The organism is Nostoc sp. CHAB 5715, assembly GCF_020829685.1.
Taxonomy (GTDB): domain Bacteria; phylum Cyanobacteriota; class Cyanobacteriia; order Cyanobacteriales; family Nostocaceae; genus Nostoc.
Genome location: NZ_JAIVFR010001014.1, coordinates 1 through 2,557, shown reverse-complemented (window position 1 = coordinate 2,557; position 2,557 = coordinate 1). Strand labels below are relative to the sequence as shown.

2 protein-coding genes are annotated in these 2,557 nt (G+C 39.2%); both read right to left on the bottom strand.

All coding sequences use genetic code 11. From position 1 onward, the window contains the following. Positions 1-1,978 (bottom strand): UvrD-helicase domain-containing protein (locus LC574_RS35140; protein ID WP_229458241.1); only part of this gene is annotated, 1,978 nt, incomplete at its 3' end. A 147-nt stretch (positions 1,979-2,125) separates the two neighbouring features. Beyond that, on the bottom strand, positions 2,126-2,557 hold a 432-nt coding region (locus tag LC574_RS35135; protein ID WP_229458239.1), incomplete at its 5' end, for a phospholipase D-like domain-containing protein.

Here is a 2,557-nt window from a genome sequence, read left to right as displayed (position 1 = left end):
CTCCAACCTCTCCTCTTTTACCCAGTTGTCCAACTAAGACAAAAGGAAACTCTAAGCCTTTGGCTTGGTGAATAGTCATTACTGGTAGATACCCTTGGGGTACAATTACTTCTTCATCTTCGTCATCATCAATCCCAGCGTCTATGAGGTAGCTTATAAACATGCTGTAAAAACGATGCAGAAAACCTGGATCAAGATCAGTTCCATCTGAGTTTGAGCGCAAACCATCTAATTTAAAACTGTGATATCCATCAAAAAGACGACTAACCTTAGAAAGACGTAAATTTCTTACAGGGTCTTGTTGCCATGTTTGAAATGGTTCTAGGGCGAGAATTCGATAGATAATTTCTAGGAGATTAAGGTTTAGAAAAACACTTTGATTGTTTAATGCACACAACTTGGGCAGTTCTTCATTACTACGTTTTAAGTAGTCATCTAATTGTTGTGTGACAACATTAGATTTACTTCTAACTATATCCAATGTTTGAAACCATTCATCAATAGTTGCAACCCATGAGAAAGGTTTTCCAGTTGGATCTTTGTATTTATAACTAAAAGTGTGTTTTCTATCAATCACCTGTACCAAAGCAGCAAGTAAACACTGCACTTCTTCGCTTTCCATAAATGACTTTGAGCGAGGATTATAAACGGGAAGATTATGTTTCTGGAATGCAGCAAGATACAATCCGGCGTTGTTTTTTGAGTCTTTAGCACTACGCATCAGCAAAACACACTGGCTAAGATCAGATATGATTCCATCACCTATTAAGTGGTTTTTGATTAAACTGGCAACAGCATCTGGTAAATTACCTGCGTTTTTCTGAGTTATCCAAGAAACAGCAGGGTATGAGCCAGTAATGGAAGATGCTGCATTGACTGGATTTTTACCGGGCGCACGTACCCCAGAAGTTTTCATTTCTGGAAAAGAAGTGATGTAGTCGTTAAAAAAATTAACGATACTAGAGTGAGAACGGTAGTTTTTATCTAGTTGAATTTGTTTAGGAGATACACCGAAGGCTGCTAGGCAAGCTTTGTCAAAATTAACCATGCAAGATACATTTCCACCTCGGAAACGGTATAAAGCTTGATCATCATCCCCCACTACGGTAATACTGTGTGGTGTCTGGTTAGCAAGGGCAAGATATATCTGCTCTTGGATTGGATTAGTATCTTGGTATTCATCAACGAGTACGTGCAGCAGTGGAAGCTGATTTTGACCATCTCCTTCTAAAAATCGTTTACTAGCAGAAGAGGTTAGGAATTCAAGAAAGCAAGCTTGAAGATGAGCAAAGTCACAACGATATTTATCCCGCAATGCTTGAGTATATTGCTGGTAAAAACCTGCAAGAGTTGCCCAGTTTTCACCAGCCAAAATCATCTTTTGGACATCAACATAATCTTCTACAATATGGTTAAAAAGTGTGACTGCTGCCTTAGCACGCTTCCACTTGTTAGGAGGATATTTTTTGTCTCTCCAATCACGAACAGCATGAGCAAACTGTGTCCAGAAGTTTAAATCTTGATGATCTGCAATTGAAGCATGACGATAAACAAATAGATCCTGTTCTACCTGATCAAGAAGTCGAACATTTTGATATTTCGGGTAACGGTATTCTTGGAGGATGTCATTACATAGGCTATGCAATGTCCCTATCCTTATCTCTGCTAAGTCTACGTCTCGAAGACTAGAATCGGCGTTCTGTAATGCTACCAAGTAAGTAGCCAATCTGTCTTCAAGGTTACGCGCTGCCTTTTGAGTGAAGGTGGTTAACAAAATTGAGCGTGGTTTAACCCCATCTACACAAAGCAGTTTTAAGGTGCGTGTAACCAATACCTCACTTTTCCCTGAACCTGGCCCTGCTATCAGCCATAAAGAACCTCCGCTATACTCTACAGCTTCCTTCTGTTTGTTATCCAGGTCATAACCACGAGCATTAGATTGAGCAATACACGAATGAAAGGTAGTTAAGTTAATCATTTATAAGAGTTTTAGGTTAAACATTAAATAAAGTTCATCCACTAAGCTAGCATTCCGAGTTGAAGTTGTTTTATTGATGTAATGATGCAGTAGTATTTGTGGTTGTCTTAAAAAAGCTAATAGGTCATAACATCTTGCTTAAAATAGTCAGATTCCAGGAATTCGACATAGGATATTTCTTGTAACCAAGCTTTCAAATTGCATTTGCAAAGCTTGAGCAGTTACTGGATCATTGAGTAATACACCAGCTTCGATATTGCGCTCGTGAGCCGCTTCTGTAAAATTGGCAGAGGTCACAAGTACACGCTCCTTATCTACAACAACGCATTTGGCGTGTAAACAAGCTTTTGATTCCACACCCACTGCCAGCGATCGCGGATCGTGAAATACTTCAGGTAGTCTTTTTCCTGGCCAAATATCTTGGCGAAAATTACTGGCAAACTCCCGTAGTAAAGTAGATGTTGGTACTTCATTATTGTGTGGTCGATTAACGTTAAGAAACATTCGCACATTTAATTCTGGGTTAAAATCCATTCGTTCTGCCAGCACCAGAAATAACTCTCGTGCTTTTTGTCTTTT